Origin of the sequence: Desmonostoc muscorum LEGE 12446 (assembly GCF_015207005.2) — a bacterium.
GTDB classification, from domain to species: Bacteria; Cyanobacteriota; Cyanobacteriia; order Cyanobacteriales; family Nostocaceae; genus Nostoc; species Nostoc muscorum.
The window spans coordinates 5,689,878-5,713,550 of sequence record NZ_JADEXS020000001.1 but is presented as its reverse complement, the minus strand read 5'-3'; the positions used below and the strand labels follow the sequence as shown (position 1 = coordinate 5,713,550).

At 41.6% G+C, this 23,673-nt stretch carries 22 protein-coding genes; 10 read left to right on the top strand and 12 right to left on the bottom strand.

The genetic code is table 11. From position 1 onward, the window contains the following. Positions 1 to 81: 81 nt before the first annotated feature. On the bottom strand, positions 82 to 225 hold the full coding sequence (locus tag IQ276_RS24275) for a hypothetical protein (RefSeq protein WP_193913993.1): 144 nt from the start codon (positions 223 to 225) through the stop codon (positions 82 to 84). A 103-nt stretch (positions 226 to 328) separates the two neighbouring features. Between IQ276_RS24275 and IQ276_RS24270 the strand changes: the two genes are divergently transcribed. Beyond that, positions 329 to 1,171: an SPFH domain-containing protein gene (locus IQ276_RS24270; protein ID WP_193913995.1), complete on the top strand. Its 843-nt coding sequence runs from the start codon at positions 329 to 331 to the stop codon at positions 1,169 to 1,171. Here the strand turns inward: IQ276_RS24270 and folP are convergent. Further along, a complete protein-coding gene (gene folP / locus IQ276_RS24265; protein WP_193913997.1) occupies positions 1,168 to 2,028 on the bottom strand; it encodes a dihydropteroate synthase in 861 nt (286 codons plus the stop codon). The genes IQ276_RS24270 and folP overlap by 4 nt on opposite strands. Before the next feature lie 147 nt (positions 2,029 to 2,175). Continuing rightward, positions 2,176 to 2,907 (bottom strand): triose-phosphate isomerase, encoded by a 732-nt coding sequence (tpiA, locus tag IQ276_RS24260; protein ID WP_193914020.1) that lies wholly within the window; start codon positions 2,905 to 2,907, stop codon positions 2,176 to 2,178. 742 nt (positions 2,908 to 3,649) lie between these two features. Between tpiA and IQ276_RS24255 the strand changes: the two genes are divergently transcribed. Further along, positions 3,650 to 3,982, top strand: coding sequence for a low molecular weight protein tyrosine phosphatase family protein (locus tag IQ276_RS24255; RefSeq protein ID WP_193913999.1), 333 nt, complete (start codon positions 3,650 to 3,652; stop codon positions 3,980 to 3,982). Between the two features lie 162 nt (positions 3,983 to 4,144). Here the strand turns inward: IQ276_RS24255 and IQ276_RS24250 are convergent, their stop codons facing one another. Together IQ276_RS24250 and holA are read right to left on the bottom strand one after the other, a co-directional pair. Next, positions 4,145 to 4,621: a DUF4168 domain-containing protein gene (locus tag IQ276_RS24250; RefSeq protein ID WP_193914022.1), complete on the bottom strand. Its 477-nt coding sequence runs from the start codon at positions 4,619 to 4,621 to the stop codon at positions 4,145 to 4,147. A gap of 230 nt (positions 4,622 to 4,851) precedes the next feature. Continuing rightward, complete coding sequence (gene holA / locus IQ276_RS24245) at positions 4,852 to 5,847, bottom strand: DNA polymerase III subunit delta (RefSeq protein ID WP_193914001.1); 996 nt, start codon at positions 5,845 to 5,847, stop codon at positions 4,852 to 4,854. Between the two features lie 216 nt (positions 5,848 to 6,063). On the opposite strand from holA, the gene IQ276_RS24240 reads away from it, so the two are divergent. From IQ276_RS24240 to IQ276_RS24215, 6 genes are all read left to right on the top strand, one after another. Beyond that, complete coding sequence (locus tag IQ276_RS24240) at positions 6,064 to 6,852, top strand: DUF1868 domain-containing protein (RefSeq protein ID WP_193914003.1); 789 nt, start codon at positions 6,064 to 6,066, stop codon at positions 6,850 to 6,852. Between the two features lie 635 nt (positions 6,853 to 7,487). Next, complete coding sequence (locus tag IQ276_RS24235; protein WP_193914005.1) at positions 7,488 to 8,210, top strand: cyclase family protein; 723 nt, start codon at positions 7,488 to 7,490, stop codon at positions 8,208 to 8,210. A gap of 240 nt (positions 8,211 to 8,450) precedes the next feature. Continuing rightward, positions 8,451 to 9,953 (top strand): aldehyde dehydrogenase family protein, encoded by a 1,503-nt coding sequence (locus IQ276_RS24230; protein ID WP_193914006.1) that lies wholly within the window; start codon positions 8,451 to 8,453, stop codon positions 9,951 to 9,953. A gap of 266 nt (positions 9,954 to 10,219) precedes the next feature. After that, entirely contained in the window at positions 10,220 to 11,533 is a 1,314-nt protein-coding gene (locus tag IQ276_RS24225) for an acetyl ornithine aminotransferase family protein (protein WP_193914007.1), read from the top strand. Between the two features lie 62 nt (positions 11,534 to 11,595). After that, complete coding sequence (locus tag IQ276_RS24220; protein ID WP_193914008.1) at positions 11,596 to 12,513, top strand: VOC family protein; 918 nt, start codon at positions 11,596 to 11,598, stop codon at positions 12,511 to 12,513. A 160-nt stretch (positions 12,514 to 12,673) separates the two neighbouring features. Next, positions 12,674 to 13,390 carry a hypothetical protein gene (locus IQ276_RS24215; RefSeq protein WP_193914009.1) on the top strand — a complete coding sequence of 239 codons (717 nt, stop codon included), beginning with the start codon at positions 12,674 to 12,676 and terminating at the stop codon, positions 13,388 to 13,390. 14 nt (positions 13,391 to 13,404) lie between these two features. Here the strand turns inward: IQ276_RS24215 and IQ276_RS24210 are convergent, their stop codons facing one another. Then, a complete protein-coding gene (locus IQ276_RS24210; RefSeq protein WP_228042823.1) occupies positions 13,405 to 13,608 on the bottom strand; it encodes a transposase in 204 nt (67 codons plus the stop codon). Between the two features lie 115 nt (positions 13,609 to 13,723). On the opposite strand from IQ276_RS24210, the gene IQ276_RS24205 reads away from it, so the two are divergent. Beyond that, positions 13,724 to 13,879, top strand: coding sequence for a hypothetical protein (locus IQ276_RS24205; RefSeq protein WP_235115926.1), 156 nt, complete (start codon positions 13,724 to 13,726; stop codon positions 13,877 to 13,879). A gap of 32 nt (positions 13,880 to 13,911) precedes the next feature. On the opposite strand, the gene IQ276_RS24200 is transcribed toward IQ276_RS24205, so the two are convergent. Together IQ276_RS24200 and IQ276_RS24195 are read right to left on the bottom strand one after the other, a co-directional pair. Next, the gene (locus IQ276_RS24200) at positions 13,912 to 14,325 is read right to left on the bottom strand and encodes a C6orf136 family protein (protein ID WP_190878460.1); all 414 of its coding nucleotides are present in this window, start codon (positions 14,323 to 14,325) and stop codon (positions 13,912 to 13,914) included. A gap of 543 nt (positions 14,326 to 14,868) precedes the next feature. Then, positions 14,869 to 16,173, bottom strand: coding sequence for an alkaline phosphatase PhoX (locus IQ276_RS24195; protein ID WP_193914012.1), 1,305 nt, complete (start codon positions 16,171 to 16,173; stop codon positions 14,869 to 14,871). Between the two features lie 361 nt (positions 16,174 to 16,534). Between IQ276_RS24195 and IQ276_RS24190 the strand changes: the two genes are divergently transcribed. Next, positions 16,535 to 17,149 carry a PEP-CTERM sorting domain-containing protein gene (locus IQ276_RS24190; protein WP_193914014.1) on the top strand — a complete coding sequence of 205 codons (615 nt, stop codon included), beginning with the start codon at positions 16,535 to 16,537 and terminating at the stop codon, positions 17,147 to 17,149. Positions 17,150 to 17,405: 256 nt separating this feature from the next. Here IQ276_RS24190 and IQ276_RS24185 read toward each other — a convergent pair whose 3' ends face one another. From IQ276_RS24185 to IQ276_RS24170, 4 genes are all read right to left on the bottom strand, one after another. Beyond that, complete coding sequence (locus IQ276_RS24185; protein ID WP_193914016.1) at positions 17,406 to 18,176, bottom strand: hypothetical protein; 771 nt, start codon at positions 18,174 to 18,176, stop codon at positions 17,406 to 17,408. Between the two features lie 644 nt (positions 18,177 to 18,820). Then, complete coding sequence (locus IQ276_RS24180; protein WP_193914018.1) at positions 18,821 to 21,574, bottom strand: GAF domain-containing sensor histidine kinase; 2,754 nt, start codon at positions 21,572 to 21,574, stop codon at positions 18,821 to 18,823. 546 nt (positions 21,575 to 22,120) lie between these two features. Next, positions 22,121 to 22,591: a riboflavin biosynthesis intermediates N-glycosidase gene (gene ybiA / locus IQ276_RS24175; protein ID WP_190878471.1), complete on the bottom strand. Its 471-nt coding sequence runs from the start codon at positions 22,589 to 22,591 to the stop codon at positions 22,121 to 22,123. Positions 22,592 to 22,872: 281 nt separating this feature from the next. Beyond that, positions 22,873 to 23,652, bottom strand: a complete 780-nt coding sequence (locus IQ276_RS24170) for an SDR family oxidoreductase (RefSeq protein ID WP_190878473.1) — start codon at positions 23,650 to 23,652, stop codon at positions 22,873 to 22,875. Between the last annotated feature and the right edge of the window lie 21 nt (positions 23,653 to 23,673).

Here is a 23,673-nt window from a genome sequence, read left to right as displayed (position 1 = left end):
TATACTGGAGTTTTTAAATTACTACTAAAAATTACGTAAAATTATTTTTACTTAACTAAAGTAAATATACGGAACAAAAATTTAGGCTGTCTGGAGATGTTGGTGTAAGTAAAGCTGATTACAGAAAGTACTCCTTGCCAGGGTGCGATCGAGGTGCTTTAATAGCGATCGCATTCCGCGAAAGTTTCCTACGTACAAAACACCCAGCGACTCGACATCAGACATCACCGCCGATGTTGAGATATTTATCTATGCTTTTAGAAACTATGACAAGCTAGTAGCATATCCTTGACACTAAATTCTGCCAAACAGCTAAATAGGAGCATATATGGAGCCAATCATTGCTATAGTCTTAGCCCTTATAGGTTATGCCTTAGGTTCTGCAAAACTGATTAATCAAGGAAATGAAGCCCTAGTGGAACGCTTGGGGCGGTATCATCGGAAACTTAAGCCAGGACTGAACTTTATTGTTCCCTTGGTGGATCAAATTGTTATGGAAGATACCACGCGAGAGCAGTTTATTGATATCAAACCCCAGAATGTGATCACCAAAGATAATATTTATGTAGAAGTAGACGCGATTGTATACTGGCGGATTGTAGATATCGAAAAAAGCTTTTACGCGATCGAAGATCTTCAAGGGGCATTGATACAGCTGGCCACAACCACGCTGCGGGAAATCATCGCTCAAAACACCCTTGAGCAGACTAACGTCTCTAGGGCGGAGATGGACAAAGCTATCTTAGACCAGTTGAATGAAATAACGGCAGATTGGGGAGTGCAAATTCTGCGGTTAGATCTTCAAAGAATTACTCTACCTGAGAGTGTACGTAAATCTAGGGAAGATGAGCAAGCTGCTGAAATCAAAAAACGGGCGCTGATTAAGGAAGCAGAAGGACAGAAGGAAGCGGCTATTCGCAAAGCAGAAGGAACTATGACTTCAGTTGAAATCATTGCTAGAGCCTTACGTGAAAATCCAGAAAGTAAGGAAATTCTGCGATACCTCGTGGCTCAAGATTACGTCAAGGCTAGCCAACAACTCAGCGAGAGCAATAATGCCAAAATTGTCTTTGTAGACCCAGCTAATTCAACTGAAATGTTTCAGGAGTTAATTGCTGAGTCAGTGACTCACGAAGATAGCAGCAAAAAGTCCGAAAACGGTACTACCTAAAAGTTACGCTGTGCGGCTTGTCGAAATATTGCATCGGCTACCAGGGAAACATCGCGCATTTCTTGGACATCGTGAACTCTCAGGATATCAGCCCCATTCACGATCGCAGCACAACAAGCTGCTGCGGTTCCCCAAACTCGTGCTTTGGGATCTGGTTGATTGAGAATCCGACCAATGAAACTTTTACGAGATGCTCCTACTAAGATAGGACAGTTGAGTGCCCTCAGCGATCGCAGTTGCTGAAAAATTTCTAAATTTTGCTCATAATTCTTGGCAAAGCCAATACCAGGATCGATAATCACTTTATCCCGATCAATGCCCGCAGCAGTTGCAGCCGCGATTTGCTTTTGCAAAAAACTAAAAATCTCTGCCATCAAATCTTGATAATCGGTCATCTGTTGCATGGTTTGTGGTGTTCCCCGAATGTGCATTAAAATAATCGGCACACCCAAACTGGCGATCGTTGGCAACATTTCCGAGTCAAAGCTACCGCCGGAAATATCATTAATCATATCTGCCCCAGCTTCTACAGATGCCCTTGCTACAGCAGCACGGGTAGTATCTACAGAAATGGGTACTGAAATTTCTGGTCTGAGTACCTGTAACACCGATAGCACCCGGTCTAGTTCCTCTTGGAGAGTTATTTGCTTTGCCCCTGGTCGAGTTGATTGACCACCCACATCAATAATGTCAGCACCAGCAGCTACCAATGCTTGCGCCTGGACTAAAGCCGCAGAGGTCGTATTAAACTCACCTCCATCACTAAAGCTATCAGGCGTTACATTCAAAATGCCCATCAAATAAGTCCGCTGTTCCCACTCGAAACAGCGTCCCCGGATTTTCAAGTTAGTTGGCATAAAAAGAAGTCACAAGTCAGAATTCAGAATTCAGAATTCAGAAGTCAGAATTTTGAATGCTTCACCCATAAAGTCAAAAATCGAAGCTAGGGCTTGCGGTGATATTAGCCATTCCCATGCAGAGCATGGGAACGAGAAAAAGGCACATTAGACTAACTTATAATTCACAATCCGAGCGAAACTCTCAGCTTCGAGACTTGCTCCTCCGACTAAAACGCCATCAATTTCTGGTTGAGCCATGATTTCATCAATATTATTTGGCTTGACTGAGCCACCATATTGAATTGATACATTTGGATTACTCAATTCGCTACGAATTAAGCCAATTATGCGATTAGCTTCCACAGCTTCACAAGTATCACCAGTGCCAATTGCCCAAATCGGTTCATAGGCTATCACCAAATTATTCTGATCGATATCTACCAAACCTTTGTCGAGTTGGAGACTAATCAGTGATTCAGTTTCTCCCTTATCTCGTTGCTCTTTAGTTTCGCCAACACAGAGAATCGGGGTCAAACCAAACCTTTGAGCTGTTCTCAGGCGCAGATTAACCGTGGCGTCTGTTTCACCAAAGTATTGTCGTCGTTCGCTATGACCGACAATCACAAAGCGCACGCCAATTTCTGTCAGCATGGGGGCAGAAATTTCACCCGTGTAGGCTCCATATTCTTCCCAATGGACATTTTGCGCCCCCAGTTGTACACGACTACCATGTAAATTCCTGGACAAACCGCTGAGGTCAGTGAAAGGAGGGCACAATAGTACTTCACGTTCTTCAGGCGTTTCCTGTAAGTAGGGCAGAAATCCTCGTAAAAAGTCTTCGGACTCTGCCTGGGTTTTGTACATTTTCCAGTTACCGGCAATAACTATTTTTCGCACAGGTAATTTAGTCAAGATTCTAACGCTACTAGATGCATTTTTCACTCTACTACTTTTTCGTACACTCCTCGCCGCTTAAGGATTGAAACTGGCTCTTTGCAACGAATGACTGCCTTGAAAATAGGGAGTAGGGAGTGGGGAGTAGGGAAAAAAAATTTTCATTGCTCCAAGTGATTGCAACTCATGGAGTCTGTTGAGGTAATAGCCCAACAACCACAATAAATTAAAAATCCTCAGCAAGAGTTAACTCAAATGGGTAAGCTAGTACTGCCAAATCTTCAGGGTAAGTAGATCAGACAAGTAATAGTTACCCTCACTCTCACAAATCGAATCGATCAAGTTCTGGCTGGGCGAGGCTTCATTTCTTTGGAGGAAGTGCGCTCTTCTACGGTGGATGATGTTTTAGTTGATACAAGTGCAACATTGCTGTGTTTACCTGCTAGCGTTATTAGTCAACTAGGTTTAGTTCAAGGTGGATAAAGCTGAAGAGATGCGATCGCAACTACTTAAAGATTTGCAAGAATTAGCTAGAAAATATCAGATAAAATCTGTGGTTTTGCGATTCCGAATCTAATGGCGATCGCTTGCAGAGGCACTCAGGTATCCGTTAATTTATCTGTGGGGCAATCGCAAAGTAAAGTAGTTTATCTGCTCACTTTGAGGAAGTTGAAAACCTATAAACAGTTACTTGGTGATTCAATGAAAGTTATGAAAAATGGCTGCACAAAATTAATACTAATCAATGAAAAAGCTTTTATTTCTTTGTAGCCAGAATAGATTGCGAAGTCCTACCGCCGAAGCTGTGTTTTCTGAGTATGAAGGATTGGAAACAGACTCAGCAGGTTTAGATCGGTATGCCGAAGTACCAGTTTCAACAGAAGCTCTTGCCTGGGCTGATATTATCTTTGTCATGGAGAAATCGCATAAAAACAAGCTATCAAAAAATTTTCAGCCGTTCCTTAAAGATAAAAAAATTATATGTTTAGATATACCAGATGAATATGAGTATATGGAATCAGCCTTAATTGAGTTGTTAAAACAGAAGGTGCTACCTTTATTAAAGATAAAACAATGAATTTTTTGAAAGCGTTTAATTTTTAGGTTTATTTTCCCATACTAAAATTAAAAATTACCAGCTATCAGTTACCAATGTTTACTGATAACTGTTGACTGTTTACGGCTTTGCTCTGGTAATCTCTAATTTTTATGTAAGTAAAGATATAGCATTGCTATGTCTCTACTTCATATCAGGAGTTTGTTGCAGGATTAATAAGGTATTGTAAACCTCCCGTTTTAAATTAGTGTTATTTTGTAGTTCTATAGTAATTTTGTTGAAGCGATCGATACTCAGACCATTATCTTCGACAATTTTTTGAGAGCGAGTACAGTAATTCACTGCGATATCTTGAGCTTTCCGGGGAAGACCATTGATGCTGTTAGAATCATTACAAACAATCTTCGGAATTTCTCCACTGCCAATAAGTTTTTTAATTTCTTCAAAGGCGTTTTGACGCGCTGGTTCCATTGCTAGCACGGCTTGAGCATAGCTTTTGATTTCAGTATTGTTAACTGTTGGAGTTTGACCATAAGCTTTTGAACTTGATGAAAAGCCGTTGGAAATCAAACCTACAGTGGCTATAACACCGAAAAAGAATGATTGGGAAAGGATTCGCTTTCGGTTCGATTGAGAAAAGAAATAAGAAATTTTCTTCATATGTCGTGTCATACAGAACTACATCAGGGATTTTATAAGGACTTTGAATTATTTTCGGAGGAGGAAGTTCCAGTAACTGCCCAATATATAGTAATCGGTTTTGATTTTTGAATTTATTTGTGTAGATAGGGAGTAGGGAGTAGGGAGTAGGGAGTAGGGAATCAGCTGTTTCAAATTGAGGGCGAGTTTTTTTAGGCGATCAAATAGGGTCGTCTATCAAGCTTTTATATTTATTGTGAACTTCCTCGACATATTTGACAAAGCTCGATTACTTTAGTTTGGAGTGTTGACATTTCTGATGCTCCTTGTTTAAGGCTCACTTCTAACTCTAGTAGTAGGGGTAAGCAAGAAATTAACTGCTGTACAGAAAGGAGCCTAATTTCTTGCTGCAAGAAGTAGATGCGTTTGGGGTTACCGATATCAGCAGCAATAGCGATCGCTTGTTGATTTCGCTCACCACTTTCCATCATAATCTTTACCCATAGCCAGGTGCGAAATTGTCCAATTAATGTAGCCACTATCCGTAATCCCGGCTCAGAAGCATTGATGAGATCGGCTAAAGTAATCAAAGCTTTTGCGGTGTCTCCTGTTCTAATTGCTGCTGCTAATTGTAAACTATTTTGGGTAGTATTTCTTACTAACTTACTAATGATATCTACGTCTAAAGGTTTATTGCTATTTTGGGCATACAGACGCAATTTTTCCATCTCATTGTAGAGAAGACGTGTATCATTTCCTACAGATTCAGCCAGCAACTCGGAAGTTTTCGCAGTCAGTTTCACGCCAAGAGTTTGAGCTGCCTGGTTAACAGATTGCACCAGCAATTCTGTTTTCCAAGGGGGAATCAGTGGAAATTCTCGGAACTCGGTAGCAAATTGTTTTAATAGTTTCGTAGACTTGAGGCGTTCATCCGGTTTGTTGCGGCTGGTGAGCAATAAAAAAGAGTTTTCGGGAATCACTGGTAGCGATCGCCCTAATTCTGCCAACACATTCTCTGGACAGTGCTGGCAAACAGTAGTATTAATCAGCCATACCAAACGGCCACCAGCGCCAAAAGTTGGCGTCATCACCTGATTTAACGCCTCAATTGCAGCATCAGCTTGATCTGGTGGGAATGAAGTGTAGTTAAAACTAATCCATTGGGGATCGAGGACGCGATCGCGCAGCATAGCGATCGCTTTTTCCATAGCAAAATCATCCTCACCCCAGTAAACGTAGATTGGCATAGACTAACCTCTGAAGAAACACGGGGAGTGGGGAGTAGGGAATGGGGCATTGGGAGTGTGGGGGGTGTAGGAAGCTTTTTTATATTCTCCCAACTCTCCCCCCACTCCCTCATCCCTCGATCATCACACCAAAAAACTAAATACTTTTGAAATCATTCTCTTAATCTGGAGAATTTTCCCTAAAATCTATCAAGTGAGAGCGTGAGGCAATGAAGATTGGACGACAACTATCAAACTTACTTAAATCGGTTAGCACGGCTGACGTTGCCAGAAGCCTACAAATCCCAAGCCCAGCATATCCAGGAATCTTCTAAATTCCAGGCAAATTCTGGGGTGAGACAAGCAGCGTCCTTTCCTGGCTATACGTTAATTACGCCGCCTGCTGAAGAAGAATCGAAAAACTCTGCTTTCTATGAACAATTACAGACTTACCAACAGGGACTTTTGGAGTTACCTGTAAACCGTGATTTGATTGTGCCCGTACCTCCTGCTAGCTTCCATCTGACTTTGGCTGATTTAATTTGGGACAGTGCTTTCCTTGACGCCTGCCAAAAAAATCCCAAATTCGATCAAGAGTTACACTCTTGTTTAGGCGCAATATTCCAGCAATATCAACAATTGATGACAAACAGGAATCATCCTATTCAATGGCAAATGCTGGGATTAATACTGATGCCAAGAGCTATAGCAGTTTGTTTAGTACCTCAGGATGAACGCTGCTACGACGAAATTATTCAATTTCGCCGAACAATTTATCAAAACCCGAAGTTAATGGCTTTGGGTATTGAGCAGCATTATCACTTTACAGCGCATATTACATTAGCCTATTTTGGGGAAATTCCATCTGACCTAGACCGCACAAACTTCAGCACGATGCTTTCTGAATTGAATCAACAATTGTTGCTGAATTTGCCAGAATTTTTGGTCGATCGCGTTGAATTGCGGAAGTTTGACGACATGACGCGCTACTATCGTGAACCAGACTGGCCGGTTTTAGAATTTTGACCCCAGACAAGTATTTTCCAACAAATAAACTTGTCTTGAAAATAGGGCATTGGGCATTGGGCACTTGTACTGAGCGTACCCCTACGGGGAAGCAAGCTACGCGTAGCGTCTCCAAGAGTTGCCGTTGGCGCAGCCTCTCGTAGAGAAGTATTGAGCATTAGAGAGACATTGTGAGTTTTTTAGTAGTAGCGTGTCAAGCCTAAAATGTTGTAATAAATTTTCTTGTAGTGTGGGCTTCTAGCCCGCACCGGACGGGCGAGACGCCCATCCCACAAGAGTCAAGCTAATGCACTACTTTAGTCTTGCCACGCTAGTAGGGTGCGTTATCCCAAAGGCTAACGCACCGTTTTATTTAATTTCTAGTATTCAATGGTGGTAAGTGGAGGCTAGCACAAAATAATATTTATTTATTGAAAATTGATAATGCTATAAGCTTAGGTTTTATTTTTTCCAATCTCTCTTTGAGCTTCGTGAATGAACCTTTGAGCTTTATGAACGCCCATCGTGAGCGATCGCTAAATCAGCTGCGGCGATCGCACTCAGGAATGCGATACTGTATTATTACTTTGTGAAAAATCCAGGCTAAACATTGCACTTTTGAAAGAAATACTTTAGCAATCAAATAGAAGGCTGGGATGATACAACCCGAAAGTCAAAAGAGTATCACCTATACACGTGTTATTCACTTAAGCCATGTCATTGACTTGGACATTCCCCAATGGCCTGGCGACCCCCCAGTAGAATTTGAAACTGTGGCTGAATTGAATAACGATGGCTATTACCTGCGGCGTTTTTCCTTGGGAGAACATAGTGCCACCCATATCAACACCCCTAATAGTTTTTATAGTCATAGTATCGGAATTGACCAATACCCAGCCCAGTCTTTAGTTGTACCTGCGGTAGTTATAGATATCCGTGAAGCCGTGAAAGAGAATTTTGATTATGCCCTGGCGATCGCTGATATTCTGGCTTGGGAAAAACAATACGGTGAAATTTCTCCTGGCTGCGTAGTTATACTGAATACTGGTTGGCAAAAGAAGTGGTTTGATAAAAATGCATTCTTCAATCAGGATGCCGAAGGAATTAGCCACTTTCCAGGGTTTGGCAGTGATGCCACCCAATTTTTACTTGAGCAACGGCAAATAGCTGGGGTAGGAATTGATACTCATGGTGTAGACCCAGGACAAGATAACAGCTTTGCTACTAACCACCTGGTATTAGAACAACCGCGCATTGTGCTAGAGAATCTCACCAATTTGGATCAACTGCCACCTAAAGGTAGTACTCTAGCGATCGGAATTCTCAGATTGCGTGGTGGTTCTGGTTCTCCTGTGGGGGTTTTGGCGTTCGTGCCTTAAGGGAAAGAATTCAGAATTCAGGAGTCAGAATTCAGAATTGAAGTAATGAATATTGGTTTACAGCAGTTTTCATGTGTTGCGATCGCAATCTTATTTCTTCCTTTGCGCCTTTGCGCCTTTGCGTGAGATAAAAACCTGACTCCTGAATTCTGAATTCTGACTCCTGACTTGACGATAAGGTAGAAAGCAAGCAAACTTAGTACACAAATTCCACTAGATTATCAGTCGGAGGTGTTTGTGATGATAACTCCGCTATCTTGCCGCAATTACATAAACGGTCAATGGTTGACTGCTGTAGAAGAAGGAATTCTCGAAAGCCGCAACCCTGCTGACAGAACCGAACTTGTTGCGACATTTCCCCGTTCCCAAGCTAAGGATGTAGATACAGCGGTAGCCGCCGCCCGCAAAGCGTACCACAGTTGGCGCAAAATCCCAGCCCCAGCTAGGGCAGAATACATTTTTCGCGTCGGGGAAATATTACTCCAACACAAAGAAGAACTTGCCCAGTTAATCAGTCGAGAAATGGGTAAACCCCTGACAGAAGCCAGGGGAGATGTGCAAGAAGGTATTGATTGCGCCTTTTACACTGCTGGTGAAGGACGGCGACTTTTTGGGCAAACCACACCCTCGGAAATGCCGAATAAATTCGCCATGACTGTGCGAATGCCCATAGGTGTCTGCGCTTTGATTACCCCGTGGAATTTTCCAGTGGCAATTCCTTGCTGGAAAGCTATGCCAGCACTGGTGTGCGGTAATACAGTCATCCTCAAACCTGCCGAAGATACATCTGCGTGTGCAACTAAATTGATTGAAATTTTCCAACAAGCAGGTTTACCGCCAGGAGTAATTAACCTGGTGCATGGTGTGGGAGAAGAGGCGGGGAAAGCTTTAGTTGAACATCCCGATGTTGATTTGGTGTCCTTTACTGGTTCTTCCCAAACTGGTGCTTTTGTTGGCGCGACTTGCGGACGCACTCACAAGCGCGTCTGTCTGGAAATGGGCGGCAAAAATGCCCAAGTGGTAATGGAAGATGCTGATTTGGAACTAGCTTTGGATGGTGCAGTGTGGGGTGCTTTTGGCACAACCGGTCAACGGTGTACCGCTACAAGTCGCCTGATTTTACATCGTGACATCAAAGAAAAATTTACTGCTATGCTTTATGAGCGTGCCAGTAAGTTACGCTTGGGTGCTGGCTATGACCCCGATACAGATATCGGGCCGATAATCAATGAAAAGCAACTCCAACAGGTAAGCAAGTATTTAGATATTGCCCGTGAGGAAGGAGCAAAAGTTTTAATTGGTGGGGAAATCGCATCTGTTGGCGAATTAAAAAATGGTTACTTCTTTCAACCGACTATTTTGGATGATGTAACTCCCAATATGCGCGTTGCCCGTGAAGAGATATTTGGGCCAGTGGTGGCATTAATTGAGGTTAGTTCTTTTGAAGAAGCGATCGCCATTCTCAATGATACCAATTACGGTCTTTCTTCTTCAGTTTATACCCGCGATATCAACCGCGCTTTTACTGCCATGCGCGACATCGAAGCAGGTATCACTTATATTAATGGCCCCACAATTGGTGCAGAAGTACACTTACCATTTGGTGGTGTCAAACAAACCGGTAACGGACACCGCGAAGCTGGCACCACTGCTTTAGATGTGTTCACAGAATGGAAAAGCGTTTATGTTGACTTTTCTGGAAGTTTACAACGCGCTCAAATAGACAACAGAAATAATTCGTAATTCGTAATTCGTAATTCGTAATTAAGGGACAGAGCAATTTAATTGGTTTGTTGTTTTATAGCAGTTCCCATTCAGCATTCAAATGCGGTACAACATTATACTGCCAGGTGTAGGGGCACGGCAGTGCTGTGCCCCTACAGGTGTACATCACGCTTGTCGGGAAACGCTATAAGCTTCCCTGTTAATTGGTGGAGTAACGATTACGAATTACAAATTACGTAAATAATTGGATTTCGCAGTTGAATCAGCAGTAATTCTAAAAAACTATGTTAAGTATTCCTGTTAACTTAAATTTACCTCGTACACCGCGCCTCATAACTTCTTTGCCTGGAACTCGCGCTCAAGCAATTATACAACGCGATCGCGCTGTAACTTCTCCTTCTTACACCCGCGATTATCCCTTGGTTATATCTCGCGGCGAGGGTTGTATGGTGGAAGATGTAGACGGCAATGTGTTTCTAGATATGACCGGAGGTATCGCCGTTACCGCCACCGGACACGCCCACCCGGAAGTCGTCAAGGCAATTCAAGAACAGTCGGCGCGTTTGCTGCACATGTCGGGGACAGATTTTTATTATGAACCGATGGTGGAATTAGCAGAAAAATTGGCTGTTCGCGCCCCGTTTCCCCAGCCACAAAATAACGCTGCATTTCCCGCCAAGGTCTTTTTCACTAATTCCGGGGCAGAATCCAACGAAGGAGCGATTAAACTAGCTCGATATTATACCAAGCGATCGCTAATCATCGCATTCTTAGGCGCATTCCACGGACGCACCTATGGCGCAATGTCCCTCACTGGTTCCAAAGCAGTGCAGCGAGCCAATTTTGGGCCTTTAGTTCCTGGGGTAACTCATATCCCCTACGGCACTCACGCAAGCTTAGATTACTTAGAAAAACAGCTATTTACAACAGTTTTACCACCGCAAGAAGTAGCGGCAATTGTAGTCGAAGCGATTCAAGGAGAAGGTGGATATATCGTACCAGAGGATGGTTTTTTAAAACGGATTCGGGAAATTTGCGATCGCCACGGTATCTTGATGGTAGTGGATGAAGTGCAAGCCGGGATGGGGCGGACTGGTCGTTTATTTGCCATCGAGCATTGGGGAGTAATGCCTGATATTATTACTACCGCCAAAGGTATCGCCAGCGGTCTGCCTTTGGGAGCGATACTTGCTAGACCAGAGTTAATGACTTGGCCTCCTGGTTCTCACGCTACCACATTCGGCGGTAATCCCGTAGCTTGTGCAGCTGGTATTGCCACCCTGAAACTGCTAGAAAGTGGTTTAATGACCAACGCTACCGAGATGGGAGAATTATTACAAACTGGACTTACCGAATTACATCATAAATTTCCCAGAGTATCGCCGCCACGAGGTAAAGGTTTAATGGTTGCGGTGGACTTATTAGATGAAGCAGGTAATCTCGATAATAAACTGCGCGATCGCATTATCCAAGAATCTTTTTTGCGAGGTTTATTATTGCTAGGTTGTGGTAAAGCCGCAATTCGTTTTTGTCCACCTCTAGTTATCGACAGCGACCAAATTCAAACCGCCCTCCAAATTCTCTCAGACATCTTGTAATCCCACGCAAAAACTCTCCGCGCCTTTGCGCCTCTGCGTGATAAAAATCATCCCATCAACTTATGAAACCCGAAATAACCCTGCATCTATGGAAATTACTCTGGCAAGCATACAGCACCAGAGTAAATCATGCCCGTACCTACCAGCAAATGATTACTGCTGCGGGTGGGAATGTCGCCAACGACCACATCGCCTTTCGGTCATTGCGTCTATTTGTAGATAGCCCACAGGGTAGGCTTAACCTGGGCATTGACTACCTTGGACAAATTGCAGAAGCTTTAGGTTACTTAGCGGCTGGAGAGTATACTTTTGCTCAAACTCATCTGTATGCCCGTCATTATCATCATCCTCAGGAAGAAGAATTGAACTTACCCAAACTCTTTATCAGCGAGTTGATTGTTGATGAATTACCTAGCAATATTGCTCAAATAATCTCTCAAACAGTATCTTCAATTCAATATAAACTCACCTCACCTGTTAATTCTCTTCTCGAAAAAGAAGAAAACATTGAAACCATTGCCAAACAACTCCAAAAAATATTTACCCGCCCTTGGCTACCTCCCCGGCGTTCTATTGTCGAAGAGGTGAATCAGGTTACTCAGTATGGGGCTTGGGTATTGCTGCACGGTTATGCTGTCAACCATTTCACAGGCTATGTTAACGGCCAGAACACCCCAGAATATCCAGATATAGACACTACTGCCAGTAGTTTGGCTAAGTTGGGTGTACCAATGAAAGCAGAGATAGAGGGAAATGTTGCCAGTGGTTTGCGGCAAACGGCAACTCAAGCAATAACGGAAATGGTAACGGTGTTAGATGATAACAGTGGTGCAGAAATTCAGATTCCTTGGACTTACGCCTACTATGAAATTGCCCAGCGCTATCCAGTAGAAGTGGAACCTGGAAAGCAGGTACTTTTTGATGCTTTTTTAGGAAGTAATGCTCAGCAATTGTTTGAAATGACGCGTTTATCTAAGTAGGAGTGGGGCATGGGGGGATGAGGGGCAGAGGAGAATAATTAATAACCAACGCCCAATCACAAATGACAAAGGTTTTTAAGAATCTTTGTCATTTAGCTGTATTCTCATAAAAGGAAGCAAATTAAAACATAAGTGTAGTGCTTCAGAATAAGTCAATCAGATGATCGCACAATGGCTCTCAAAAGCTTTTGCACAAAGCTTCAAGATTTTCCTTGCCGTTACATTTGTCAGTACTGCATTTCCTGTAATTGCATCCGAAGATAAATCCATTTCCAGTAATCAACCTGATGTCCTTCAGACTGAGATTACACAGCAGGATCTCAAAATCATTGAGCAATTAGTAGGTATTGCTGAGCGCAACTCAGCCCAAGTGCTGGAAACAAAAGCTGCAATGGGATTGAATGCTTTTAGAGATATTGTAACTATTGAATTATCTCCAGCTCTAACTACGATTTCAACATTACCGGATTCTTCTTCTGAGTACTCAAACAGCTTTTCCTTGACTGTCACAGTTGACCCGATTAAATTTATCAGTACTTTTGGGCAACTTCCTGTTTTGCGAGCTCGTTGGCAGGAAGCTAGACAGCAAAAAAGATTAGCTATTGTGCAATACTATGTTGCCTATGTCCAAGCCCGTCATAATGCCATAATTGCTACTTATAAAATAAAAAAATTTACTGAATATTCCCGAATTGTCAGCCTTGATTCTCAAGCCACTTCTCCTGAAAATATTAATCATCTTGCTAATCCTGATTATGTTGCAGCTGCAACGTCTATGTTAGATACGAACACACGTCAACAATTGGCATTGGAAGAATTGGCAGCTTGTGTCGGCTTATCTCCAAAAGAAACGATCGCCATCATCAGCAAACGATAGATAAGTAAGTCAACCTAATTAAACATAAAACGCTCAACTTGATACTGACCTTGCTTGGCTCTATGATTTATATCCTCAATAAGAGCGATCGCTAATTCATATTCATCTTCAAAAACTCGGCCGTCTTGCTGATCGCGCTTGAGATGCAACCATTCGTCTTCAATGCGATTCATTTGGGGACTATAGGGAGGTAAAAAAAGATGTACAAACCCAAGCAGAGTACCAACGTTGATGCTGCTGGCGAACTAAATGACTTTTGTGAACATACTAACAATTAAAAAGTAAATTTAATTTTCATCACGGAAATAATCCAAATATTTGGTCGAATTTGTGATGCGGATGCGTGCTATGGTGCTGAGTTTTTTACCACCTCGTCAAACTTCTGGTTTATTTGTCGATCGCCCCTCTCGCATCTATCCATTAAATAACTATGATATGACAAAGCTTGGCCCTCCAGAAGATAGCCTCAAGCAAAAACTTGTTTCTTAAATCAGCATCTCCAAAAGGGCAATACCTAGCAGCTAACTAGCTGTTTCTCCCCTTTGCCAAAACTGGTTTAAAATCTCTGTTGGCTTTCTGTCCCAAGTGTCAATATGTTCGTATATCAAATTATCTTTGTTGAGTTTATAAGTTGAATAGCCATTAAAAAGCAAAGGTGCCCTCCAGGGAACACGCAACACTCCCCGCACTGTCCAATTTACTAAAATTGTATCTTCAGCAGACTGTTTTACATCATGTACATCAAAGTAAATTTGGCTAAAAAATAGTCGGGCGTGAAATCGCAAAGTCCAAAATATAATGCGATAATTAAATTTGTATTTAAATGTATTCACGGGGTCTTTAAAATAGATATCCTGTGTATAAATATCATAGGAAATATCTTTTTCAAAAAGCGTCGGTAAATCTTGTTTGAGAGTTTCAATTACTTGTTCCATCTGCAAATAACTGTGTAGTTTTAATTTTGGCCATCGCCTCTAACTATTTTCAGCTAGAGGCGATGTCTAGAACGGACTAGACTTACACACTTACATACATCTGTTGTCAGGGCACAGCAATGGTGTGCCCCTACAGCTTGGTCAATAACTGTAAGTCTTAAGATAATTTAATATAACTGTTAACCCCTAACATTAATGTAACGAATCAAGATTCACCAGAAAGCGGTTTTGAATTGAATAAAATACACATACTTGAAAATTAATTGTTGCAGGGTAGCACAGCTGTGCTACCCTCTTTATTGGTGCGCTTGTACTAAAAAAGCTCGTAAGCCTTGTTAGGCAATGATTTTACTGACATCAAGAGCAATATCCTCAACAGCCCTTGGCACAGTATCAACGACAATTGAGTCATGTAGTAGCGATCGCTAATACAGCAGATTTCAAGAAGCGTGAAGTAAACTATCTAAATCTGGTAGCTACGCACAGAGCCTATTGTAATTCTGAATTCTGAATTCTGACTCCTGAATTCTCCTGTATTAACCTCTATGACCTCTTCCAAGGACCCCAGATTGCAAAAGTAATACCGGGAGTTTGGATGTTGACGAACAAAGTTTTACCATCAGGTGAGAAGCAAGCACCGGCGAACTCGTTTGTATTTAAAGCATTACGGGCGAATTGATAGAGTTCACCTTTGGGAGTAACACCTACTAAGAACTGCTCATCATCTCCATCTTCACAAAGGATGAGATCGCCATAGGGTGAGATAACTATGTTATCTGGATTTTCTAGTTCGGCAGCAGATGTAGACTCAACAAACAATTCAATTGTTTCTTTCTCTGGAATGTAGCGCCAGACTTGACCAAGCCCTAAAGCACCACCACTCGTGCAGCAAAAGTAAAATTCACCGTTACCGTACCAGATACCTTCCCCACGGGCAAACTGGGCTGCTCCTTTTGCAAAACCTTCTTGTCTTACAGTATCTTGAGGCGGATTTGGCTCTGTAATAGTCACCCACTCTACTTTAAACGGCTTGCGTTTGGGGAAATCTGCAAATGTTTGTGCTTGATAGATGTCTTTGAATTTTAAAGCCTGAAGAGTACCTCCTTCTTTTAACTTGCCCCGTACTTTCGGGATAAAACGGTAGAAAAGACTATTTCCCGAATCTTCAGTTTCATAGACAATTCCTGTCTTGGGGTCTACCGCAACAGCTTCATGGTTAAATCGTCCCATAGCTATGAGAGGTTCCGGCTTCACAGGAGTAGTGGTGCTAGCTGGAACTTCAAAGTTATAGCCGTGGAATTTCGAGACATAGTTTCTATTACCTACCGGGAAGGAAGTTGGAGTAGAGGTGTTCTCTTCACAACTAATCCATGAACCCCAAGGAGTTATTCCACCTGCACAGTTACGATAGGTTCCACTTAAAGAAGCAAAGTGTTTGATTAGCTGGCGATTAGCTCCAACAACTAAGTTCGTCGTACCACCTTTGCAAAATGGGTCGTAAGGATGTGGCCCTTCGACTTTTGTCCCAGAAGTAGGACTAAGTTCGTGATTACGAACCAAAATAACTGTGCCTTTCGGACCAGGGAAAGCCGCCATACCATCATGACCACCAGGCACTTTAGTACCATCGTTCATCAGCTCGTCTGTGAGAGAAAAAGTTCGATACTGAAATCCCGCTGGTAAATCTAACAAACCATTGGGATCTGGTACAAGTGGCCCGTAACCTTTACCAAATACAGGGTGACCATTGGCTTGTCTAGCAAGAAGACCTTCTAAAGGAGAGGCTAGCAAAGTACCAGCAGCACTCGTGCCCGCTAATGTAAAGAATCTACGTCGAGATAACTTCATGAGGATTTTTTGGTTACTTAAAATGCTGACAAGAAATTATTCGATTTGGATTAAGTTTAGGTAATGCTTAATTTAATTTGGGATTATTGCTTGTACTACTCCCATTATTAATTTATAAAAATGATGATTTTGCAGAAAAAACAGTATTTAGTTAAGAGAAGTTAAAGATTAATTTAAATTAAACACTATAATCTTTTTCAGAAAAACTATCATATTTTTGGTTTTTTTGCTAAAGAAAAAACTATAAACTATATGGATTAGATTTCATCTAATAATACAATCTGCCCAAAAGTGTTTTAGACCTTATTCAGGTCGAACAAGAGCTACAACAACATCAAAATCTATTGTTGTTATCAAGAAAATGAAAAGCATTCGTAACCAAATCAAAGCTACAGTAGCTGTTGCCGCTTTCAGTTCTATGGCTACTTTCATAAATGTCAATAGTGCTGATGCTGCTTCTTTTGAGCTTAATTGGCTCGGAGATAAAGGTTATTCAGCCAAGGGACAATTCAGCTATGACGATAGTTTTCCGGGAAGCATCGTCACCAAAGAACAACTGACTGATTTTGCCATTTCTTTCTTTGACCCACAAGGAACTTTATTGCAAAATTTCCAATACGATTTTCCCCAGGCGGATAATAGTTTCAATTTCAATTTTGATACAGTTACAAAGACTGTTCTACAAACAGGCAACTTTGACACGCCGAATGGTTTTGATTTGGGAATTGACTTTGCAACAGATGTGACAGGGTTAGATTTCTATACCTACCTAAATGCCGAACAAGGATTGCCGACGGCTAAGATTTTCTTAAAAGATGATCTTTCACCGGAAGTATGCGACACATACCCAGACTGTAGGTTGGATTTTGGGGGTAAGTTGACAGCAACTGCGATTCCTGAACCTGGTGTAATTTCTGGACTTTTGGTAGTTGGTTTTCTGAGTAGAGTTCTCAAGAAAAAGCCAGCATCTACATAAACAGTAAATCTGAATAGTCGAAGCTAGCTTGATTAGAACTGTAATTGACAATTATTTTAGCTCTAACAACCGGGGATCTGAAAGATGGGCTAGAACTGTATAAATTTTTAGAGAGTAACTACTCACTCAGATCGCAAACTTTAGACCCCCGACTTCTTTAAGAAGTCGGGGATCTGATTTTCAGTTTTTATTTTTTATTCATTTTTGTACCTGCACTGTCAAATTTGGCTGTGAACAATGAAGCTGATTATCTTGTTCAAAAAAACAACTTGAATCGTGCTAGTTGATTTTCAATTGTTCGTGTCAGAATTTTATTCAGTTCTTTGATGTCTTGAAATTGTAAAATTTGCTGTGTGGGCAAATCGAAGGGAAATTGCCCTTCAAAATCTGGGCGTTGCATTTGCGCTAGTAGAATCTGTTCAGACCGTTTACTTTGGATGGCATAGCCAATTTCAATACAGACATTCGGACTGGGAATTAGTTGGGGAGTTTCTTTAACATCAATACTAGCAATGGGCGTAGTATCAGCGATAAATAACAAACTCTTACGGATTTTTCGCATCATAGTGCGATTAATTCGGAAAGTAGCACCGCTGGGGCGCGAGGATTCTACTAATGTTAAAGGAAGGCGCGATCGCAAGTTTAAAGTATCCAAAGTTTTTCGCAGTTCTTCTCTGAGAACATCACTCGCTGGGGCATACTCACTTTGGTAGGAAAAAAAAATAGTTGGTTCTAACTGAGCTAACAGCGCCTTTTTAGTAAAATAAATTTCGTGACTAATCAAGTCAATGTTAGCTACGCAATAGCCACCACTACCCTCAACATAAAATTCAATATCTTCCCCTTCCAGATAGCGCCCAAACCAAGTTGATTTCTTAATTTCGTCACTTTCTTCTAAAAAGTCCGCTCGCAATGCCGATCTCAGCAGACTTTTTTTACTTAGGCGAATATCTGGTGGGCGTTTTTCCAATTCTGGAATCGGCTCATAATCCTGTATATACCATGCTCTGAGCGCAATAATTGACATAAGGCGCTATTTCAACTGTTTCTTGCTATTTAACTTCGTATCAAGCTTACACCCAGAGGAGTCCTCATTCTAATTTCTTTTTAAACACAACAACACCCAACCATCTACTGACTTTAACATTCCCTCTCCTTGTTTATTCTAGCCAGGGATGTACTAACTTTCATCGCTTCTGTAAACAAGTAATGAAAATCAGTGACAGCGCCCCCTAATTTTCCACATTTGAGGAAATATAAGTTTTCGCGTTGGGTGTTGCCGTGTTTTGACGAGACAGACTTAAATTAAACAGCGTTTTTTACCTCTTACTACATTCCATCATGCAGCTGTTGTATCTGCCAGGGAAGCTTTTTTAGTAGCTTCAATTACTAAATTAGCACTACTGGATAAAAGTAAACTTTTTTGCAACTAAACTTTACTTTTGAAGTATTTTTTACCCAAATCAATATAGCACAGGCTTTAAATAGCTTTGAATTTTTTGTTTAGCCTATTGTTAAAAATTTTATCATCAAGATTTTGGAAGAATTGAGTAATTGCTAAGCCAATTTTTAAGTTTTGAAACTAACATTTTGTAATAATGTGAAAAATTGTGTACTGGGTATTGGCAGTTAGGAATTAGGAGTTAGGAATTCTCCCCTCTGCTTCCCTAGTTACGGTTGACTATTAATCGTCGTTGGAGACTTGACGGGAATTTCAATCCAGAACTCTGTACCTTGGCCTGGTTCTGAAATGCACTCCATGATTCCAGCATGTTTTTCTACAATAATTTGATAGCTGATTGCCAATCCTAGTCCTGTGCCTTTACCCACAGGCTTGGTAGTATAAAACGGGTCAAAAATTCGCTTTTTCACCTCTTGAGTCATTCCAGGTCCATTGTCACTAATACGAATCAACACACGAGAGTTGTCTGCTGAAACTTTAGTGGAAATGTGGATAGTGGGTGTTGGGCATTGCTTATTCTCCTCATTTCCCCATCTTCCTACTCCCCACTCCCCATTGCTCATTACCAAAGCATCTATAGCATTGCTGATAATATTCATGAATACTTGATTCATTTGGCCGGCATAGCATTCCACTCCTGGTATGTTGCCATAATCTTTGATGACTTCAATGCCTCGAAATTCAGGATTTGCTTTCAGGCGGTGTTGCAAAATTAATAAAGTGTTGTCAATGCCTTCATGGAGGTCAACGCGCTTGTTTTCAGACTCATCTAAGCGAGAAAAATTGCGTAACGACAGCACTATTGAACGGATGCGATCGCTTCCTACTTGCATTGAGTCCATGATTTTCGGGAGGTCTTCTACCAAAAAATCAAAATCGATCGCTTCGATGGCAGCGCGAATTTCACTATGGGGGCGGGGATAATGTAATTGGTAGAGGCGTAAAATTTCCAGCAGTTGTTCAGTATATTCACTGGCGTGGCAGAGATTACCGTAAATAAAGTTAACGGGGTTATTGATTTCGTGGGCGATACCCGCCACCAACTGTCCTAAGGCAGACATTTTCTCAGTGTGAATCAATTTTGTCTGTGTTTCTTGGAGTTGATGCAGAGTATGTTCTAACTGTGCAGCTTGATTTCTGGCTTCAGTTTCGGCACTAGAAGTTTGTTCGTAGAGTTGTGCTTGTTGAATGGCGATCGCAGCCTGATCTCCTAGTTGTTGCAATAAATCAATTTCTGCATCCTGCCAATTTCTGGGAGCGTCGCATTGATGGGCAATCAGTAATCCCCATACTTGCATACCTATGTTAATCGGAACAATTAAGTTGGCTTGCACTTGCAGACTTTGCAAAAAATCTCGATGACAAGCACTCAAAGAAAAAGCTGATACATTGTTAACAGCCCGTACCCTACCCTGAAAGTATAGATTAATAAACTCATCCGGAAAACAATCTGGCGGTGCTTTCACTCCTAAAACAGACTGCCAACTGCCATTAATTTCTTCCACAATCACCGATTTACTTTTGATTTGGAAAATCAACACCCGGTCTGAATTGAGCAGCGATCGAACTTCCCGAACGATAGCTTGGAGGGTTGTCTCCAAGTCTAGTGTACTGCGGATTTGGTCTGTGACTTGCTTGAGTACTTTAGTGAATAGTAATGATTTTTCTAGTTCACCAGTTTGCTCTTGCACCCGCAGTTCTAGGTTGGAATTGAGGGCTTGTACCTGTTTGTACATTTGCTGCTGCTGAATTGCCATTGAAAAATGATCGTACAAAGCTCGGGCTAATGAAATGTCTTCTGCGTTCCACTCACGCGCGTGCCCCTTTTTTTGCTCTCGCCAAACCTCAAAAGAAAGGTGCGGTAGTAATTGACGCCGATTGTCTTCACACCGTCCCGCCCACAAAATTTCTGTGTCAAATTCAGAGCGAAAAATGCTTAATACACCGATAAATTTTTCGCGGTAGTGTAGGGGAATCACCATCAATCCCCGAATTTGAGTAGAACGAAACCCTAAAGCTAAAACTCGCAAACGCGGTTCTTTATAAAGGTCAGCAGTTGTCCAAATATTACCCGGTTTAGACTCAGCCATCCAGTTTTGCCACATGGAATGCTGTTCGATAATACTATTTCCTAACTCGAACGGTAGTTTCGGTTGCTCGCCCCAGGTGTATAATTCTTCGGTCTGTTCAATATAAAGCCTGCCACCTATACCATCGAAGGCAGTAATCACTTCTTCTAGTGCCCCCTGTAATTGAATTGTTGGCAGTTTATGTAATAGTGTGGTGACTCGGTTAATAGTAGCTTCTCGTTGTTGCTGGGCGATCGCTTCAGTGAATAGGTGACTTTGAGCGATGGCGATCGCTACTTGGTCGGCAACTTGCTGCACTAATCTCAGTTCTCGCTTTAAAATCCTTCGGTGTTCGGCGTGATGAGATACCAACAATCCCCACAATTGGGGTTTTGCCGATTCTTCTTTGAGGTCATAATTTAAAATTGGCACTACTAACGAAGACTGCACGCCCATTGCTTTTAAATATTCAATATGGCAAGGGTCTACTTGGCGATAGTAAATATTAGTTTCTAGGCGTTTTCCAGTTTCTTTTGACTGTAGAGGTGATAGCCCAATTTTGCCATTAGTCACATCTACAATGGAACGTTGGCCTGCTACCAGAAACATCTCTCTGGCTTCTTGTGGAATATCATGAACTGGAAAGCGTAACCCCAATAAAGATGATAGACGCTGCTCATGAATAGATTCAGCAATAACTTCACCACTACCATCAGCATCAAACCGATACACCTTGACCCGATCTGTACCCAAAAATAATCGTACTTGGGCAACTGTGGTCGTTAATATCTCTTGGAGATCCAGCGATCGCCTGATCTGTTTTGTCATCCGGTGTAGTAAACTTTCTTGGTCTAAGCTTTGCTGCAACCAGTTTGGTTTATCGGTAAATGTCATTGCTTATAAACACCATGACTGAAGTATAAAAAAGTTTTTTTATAATTATCTTTGATGAGAATTTTCAAATTACAGTTCCTTGTTTTTCATCCCATTTCACGAAATTCATGCTACAAATACGTTGATAAAGTCATACACATTTTGCAAATATTTGGGAAAATGGTATCGGATTTTATAAGTATCAGAATCCCTGTTCTGCCTTAAAATTGACTTAGGCAGATTTAAAACCGCTTTACCTGATCACAAAGACTTTACAAATATCCTTTCAAGTTTATACTTAAGAAAATTTTAATCATTGACAACTATTAATTTTATATTCTCAATCATTAAAATATTTCAGTAATATCACTCAACTTAGTAGCTGATTAAGTGCTTGAAATTAACAATATTTTTTGACCATTTTTACCCATTAAGCCAGTTAGTTAATATTTTTGCCGACTCAACAACTAATTAGAGGGGACTCATTGAAAGGTTTTTAACTGGGGGAATTTGACTATTCCCCGTTGAATTGCTGATTTTATGTCAGATGTAACTTTTTTAATTAAATTATTCGTGAATTACCGTTAAAGATAGTAACTTACGGATTTCTTCACGAACACTTATGAGAATTTTACCGAGATGGTTTTGTCCAGTTTTATTAGCGCCACAACCCCAAAAATAATCGGTTGGCGAGTTTTCAACCAATAACTCATCACCTGTCTTCAAAAGAACTTCTCTAATATCAGTATGAGTGAGAAACTTTTTGAGTACAGCTTCTCGCATAACTTGAGTTTTAACCAAATCCCAGTCTCGACGTAGTTGGCGAGTACTACATCTTCCCAAAGCAGCAGCTTCTTCGGGGGTGGGGGCGGCATGAATTAAAGGTATAATTACTGCATCCTTACTGCCAACAAACTTTTGGGCTTGATAATAATGCTCAACTGTTGGCCAGTAAGCACCCTGGATGTGAATTCCGTGGCAAGAAAAGTTAGAAAAACAGCCATAAGGCTGCCAAACCTTATAAAAGTAAATGGTCATTTGAAAATTGCTCTTTTATATATTTTCAGGGTAACTGAGTACCTCAGGCATTGAGTAGGGCAAATTCAGCCGATGAATTGGGACTGGGTACTGGGGACTAGGGACTGGGTACCAGAGAAGATTTGGATTTAAATTCTCGTTTCCATTCCTGTTCCCTGCTCTTAGCTTGGAATTTTCCCTCTTCTAGCAACAAAATTTTTCCCTAACCCTCTCCTAAAAAAAGAAGATTGGGAGAGGCGGGAAGGGTCTAGGGAGTTAGGTTTGGCGTACTTGAGGAGGGATTATTTTTCTGTGCGTCGGTTAACTAAGGTAGCGCTAGCTTGGTCAACAGGCATCAGCACAACTTCATTAATATTGACATGGGGCGATCGCGTGACGCAGAAAAATATCACATCAGCCACATCATCTGCGGTCAGGGGGGTAAGTCCCTGGTAAACTTGATTAGCACGTTGACTATTCCCGTGAAACCGCACCTGGCTAAATTCCGTTTCTACCATACCAGGGTCAACGGAAGTTACGCGTACAGGAGTACCCAACAAATCTTGTTTTAAACCTTCGGAAATTGCCCTCACCGCAGCTTTCGTACCACAGTAGACATTACCACCAGGATAAGTTTGATGTCCGGCAATTGAACCTAAATTTACCACATGACCGCGACTCCGACTTACCATTCCTGGAACGACATAACGGGAGAGATAAAGTAAACCCTTAATGTTGGTATCAATCATTTCTTCCCAGTCTTCAAAACTACCTTCATGTAACTTGTCTAAACCACGACTCAAACCAGCATTGTTAATCAGAATATCGATGTCAGACCAGGAGGGAGGTAGAGTAGAGATGGCAGATTCCACAGCAGAGCGATCGCGCACATCTAGCTCTAACAAATGGACTTCAGTATTAAAATCTTGAGCAAGAGTATCTGCGAGTTGCTGCAAACGTTCTAACCGCCGTGCTGCTAAGATCAGTTTTGCACCCGCACCAGCAAAGATTCTCGCACAAGCAGTACCAATACCACTGCTAGCACCAGTAATTAAAATAATTTGATTTTCTAGGGAAGTCATTGTTGGTCAAAAGTCAACAGT

What these genes read in the sequence shown, in the direction of transcription:
- IQ276_RS24275 (WP_193913993.1), bottom strand. Translation starts at nt 225, where the DNA reads ATGTCTGATGTCGAGTCGCTGGGTGTTTTGTACGTAGGAAACTTTCGC.
- IQ276_RS24270 (WP_193913995.1), top strand. Translation starts at nt 329, where the DNA reads ATGGAGCCAATCATTGCTATAGTCTTAGCCCTTATAGGTTATGCCTTA.
- folP (WP_193913997.1), bottom strand. Translation starts at nt 2,028, where the DNA reads ATGCCAACTAACTTGAAAATCCGGGGACGCTGTTTCGAGTGGGAACAG.
- IQ276_RS24255 (WP_193913999.1), top strand. Translation starts at nt 3,650, where the DNA reads ATGAAAAAGCTTTTATTTCTTTGTAGCCAGAATAGATTGCGAAGTCCT.
- IQ276_RS24250 (WP_193914022.1), bottom strand. Translation starts at nt 4,621, where the DNA reads ATGAAGAAAATTTCTTATTTCTTTTCTCAATCGAACCGAAAGCGAATC.
- holA (WP_193914001.1), bottom strand. Translation starts at nt 5,847, where the DNA reads ATGCCAATCTACGTTTACTGGGGTGAGGATGATTTTGCTATGGAAAAA.
- IQ276_RS24235 (WP_193914005.1), top strand. Translation starts at nt 7,488, where the DNA reads ATGATACAACCCGAAAGTCAAAAGAGTATCACCTATACACGTGTTATT.
- IQ276_RS24230 (WP_193914006.1), top strand. Translation starts at nt 8,451, where the DNA reads ATGATAACTCCGCTATCTTGCCGCAATTACATAAACGGTCAATGGTTG.
- IQ276_RS24225 (WP_193914007.1), top strand. Translation starts at nt 10,220, where the DNA reads ATGTTAAGTATTCCTGTTAACTTAAATTTACCTCGTACACCGCGCCTC.
- IQ276_RS24220 (WP_193914008.1), top strand. Translation starts at nt 11,596, where the DNA reads ATGAAACCCGAAATAACCCTGCATCTATGGAAATTACTCTGGCAAGCA.
- IQ276_RS24215 (WP_193914009.1), top strand. Translation starts at nt 12,674, where the DNA reads ATGATCGCACAATGGCTCTCAAAAGCTTTTGCACAAAGCTTCAAGATT.
- IQ276_RS24205 (WP_235115926.1), top strand. Translation starts at nt 13,724, where the DNA reads ATGCGGATGCGTGCTATGGTGCTGAGTTTTTTACCACCTCGTCAAACT.
- IQ276_RS24200 (WP_190878460.1), bottom strand. Translation starts at nt 14,325, where the DNA reads ATGGAACAAGTAATTGAAACTCTCAAACAAGATTTACCGACGCTTTTT.
- IQ276_RS24195 (WP_193914012.1), bottom strand. Translation starts at nt 16,173, where the DNA reads ATGAAGTTATCTCGACGTAGATTCTTTACATTAGCGGGCACGAGTGCT.
- IQ276_RS24190 (WP_193914014.1), top strand. Translation starts at nt 16,535, where the DNA reads ATGAAAAGCATTCGTAACCAAATCAAAGCTACAGTAGCTGTTGCCGCT.
- IQ276_RS24185 (WP_193914016.1), bottom strand. Translation starts at nt 18,176, where the DNA reads ATGTCAATTATTGCGCTCAGAGCATGGTATATACAGGATTATGAGCCG.
- IQ276_RS24180 (WP_193914018.1), bottom strand. Translation starts at nt 21,574, where the DNA reads ATGACATTTACCGATAAACCAAACTGGTTGCAGCAAAGCTTAGACCAA.
- ybiA (WP_190878471.1), bottom strand. Translation starts at nt 22,591, where the DNA reads ATGACCATTTACTTTTATAAGGTTTGGCAGCCTTATGGCTGTTTTTCT.
- IQ276_RS24170 (WP_190878473.1), bottom strand. Translation starts at nt 23,652, where the DNA reads ATGACTTCCCTAGAAAATCAAATTATTTTAATTACTGGTGCTAGCAGT.